Annotated in this window: 2 protein-coding genes and 1 pseudogene; 2 read left to right on the forward strand and 1 reads right to left on the reverse strand. The window is 38.1% G+C overall.

The features are described 5' to 3' along the window. Nucleotides 1-206 (reverse strand): annotated as a pseudogene (locus C7972_RS24115) (hypothetical protein); the annotation flags it as partial. Between the two features lie 57 nt (nucleotides 207-263). On the opposite strand from C7972_RS24115, the gene C7972_RS23045 reads away from it, so the two are divergent. Beyond that, nucleotides 264-533 (forward strand): helix-turn-helix domain-containing protein, encoded by a 270-nt coding sequence (locus tag C7972_RS23045; protein ID WP_258364934.1) that lies wholly within the window; start codon nucleotides 264-266, stop codon nucleotides 531-533. Nucleotides 534-1,349: 816 nt separating this feature from the next. Further along, nucleotides 1,350-1,928, forward strand: coding sequence for a BfmA/BtgA family mobilization protein (locus C7972_RS23050; protein WP_258364932.1), 579 nt, complete (start codon nucleotides 1,350-1,352; stop codon nucleotides 1,926-1,928). Nucleotides 1,929-2,434 lie beyond the last annotated feature (506 nt).

Below are 2,434 nucleotides of genomic sequence, written 5' to 3' on the forward strand. Positions count from 1 at the left end.
CGAGGCTCCATGAAGCCACTGGCTTTATACTTGCAATCCTTGTACTTGGATGGTATTTGTTTTTTCTCCTCCAAATATATCGTTAGACGGTTCTCATATAAAACATGCTTTATAGGCTTCTTATCGAATCCAACAATATCAAAATACTCTAATATTCCTTCTGGTAATATTAAACTTAACAAGGATAACTCAGTGCCTTTATTCATCAATGTAATTTAAAGCACAAAGAAAATTATTTTTCTCTTTAGACCCAACTTTTGAGATTGATCCTGAACTGGTACGCCAAAATCTTGTTTTTGGAGATACACAGCTTTACCCAAAACGGTATGGAATGCTACATGTCCAATAAGTACATTGCTTCCCTTCTTCATATTTCCGAACGACAGGTCAGCAGGTACATTTCCCAGTTAAAGTCCTTGGGCTGGATAGAGGAAACCTCCTTTAATGGAAGAAAGCGCTACCTGAGAAGTATGTTGTATTTTGAATATGACACTGGCGACCCGGACATGACATTATTAGCATGGGAGCGTTGACATTATTGACCGGGCGGAATGGACAAAAGTGTCCAACATAATAAACAAGTAATAAAAAAAGATAAAAAACAATTTAGCTCTAAACAGAGAGAGAGAGAAAATTGAAATCTAATATTGGAATGAGTAATATGGAAAAGGGATGGTCAGATCAATGTATAGAAAAGCAAACAGGGCCAAAACCGCTACGCGCTCCAGAGCTTTTAAAAAAAGATTTTTTAAGTAGGCAAAGAATAGGTTGCCTATGCTGATCTTGATTTCAAAGTGGACGCTGCAAATAAGAGTTTCTTAGGGCATTTTTAAAGGTATCGGAACCAATATCCCGAATTTCAAAATGTGTAGATCATATCGCTTAAAAAAGGCTTGCTCGCTTCAGATCCTGATCAAATTCTAGCGGAACTTTGAAAACCTTGGGACAAAAACACATATCGCGAACAATTTGAGTCTTCACCAGATTGGGGACCGGTATGGTACAAAGATCTCGGATAGGTTCATAAGGATGTTAAACCTGTTAAAGTAAGTCGGGCAGAGTCGCAGAAATAGCTTGTGAAAGAAAAAGAAATTCCAGAGGCTGAATGTTAAGGTTCCTGCAAGGGTATTCCGGAATGGAAAAAAATGAAGAAAGTTGAATAGCAAGAGGACAACGCGCGTTGCGACGTTGTAAAGTTTAGTGTAGTGGTAAATAATTGATAACCAATTACTTACATTGAATAAGATAATTAATCATTAGTTTGATATAAGGTGTTTTGCGGCAAACCGCTCCAAAACCCCAATAAACATTGAAAAATTTGCGGCAAATCTTAAATCTAAAAAATAGTTTTGAAGACCTTTAGCAACATACGGTTCAAGAAGGATACGGCACAAAAGTTCCAGACGTTTTCGAGGCGGTCTTTCAAGACCCATACGGAGGCGCTGCAAACGATGTTGGATTTCTTTATCTATAACGAGATTTCTCCAAAGGAGTCTTTTGGTCCCAATGTACGGACCATTTCGAATTTGATCAAGAAACGGTTCAATGCTATGGTCGCCATAATGAAGAATATGGAAAAGAATGGGGTACTTCCGACCAAGACCATGATGGAGCTTTTGTTTGAAAACTCGCCCCACAAAAAGAGTAGGCAAGTTCCTTTGCTAATGGAAGGTCGTAAATCCGATCCTGAAAGGGATATGTTCTTTAAAAAGGTGGAGGAGGCCATTAGGGTAGAAAAAGAAAATACCAATCTTAAGTGCGACCTAAGGCAGAATAGGGAAGAATTTATTGCCCTTTTGAACAAGGTACAATTGGTAAAGAGCAATTTTGGGAAGTCCAGATTACAATTGGATATGGCCCCTGAGGATTTTGAAAGGCTTAAAACAAAAAAAGAAAAAGAATTTGTAAAGGAATCCCCTGTTGGATGATTCCGTAAAACAAATCCAGTCCTTGCGGAAGTTGTAAAACCTCTGGATTTTCCAACCTCCTCAGGACCGCTTATAAAAGCCTAGGGAGTAGAAAGAACGCCCTAAGCCTTTATCTTTGCCTACGCGCTGTTATTTACAAGGAACAACAAGGGTGTATAGTTCCAAATCTACCAAGGCAAGTGTGCCCTGTCTGATTTTTACGGACAATTATTTTCCCCTCAATACACCCCTTTTCTTTTGCGGGGGGCGATATTGAGGAAAAAATAATTTTTAAAGGGCATATCTCCAGTGATAAATATATGATGTTTCGCATTTGACGACAATTAAAAAAGTGAAATACTTTTGCTAAATGGCCGTTTATTGTTACGAACCTTAATGGAAAAAAGGCTCTAATATATGATCAACGGCTTAAATTCAACATTTCCGAAATTCTGTGTATCACTTTCAAATGTGAGATAAAGTATTGAGCTACTTTCGTTGGTAACCATTGCCGTTCTATTGATGGA

Origin of the sequence: Arenibacter sp. ARW7G5Y1 (genome assembly GCF_003201775.1) — a bacterium.
Classification (GTDB): domain Bacteria; phylum Bacteroidota; class Bacteroidia; order Flavobacteriales; family Flavobacteriaceae; genus Arenibacter.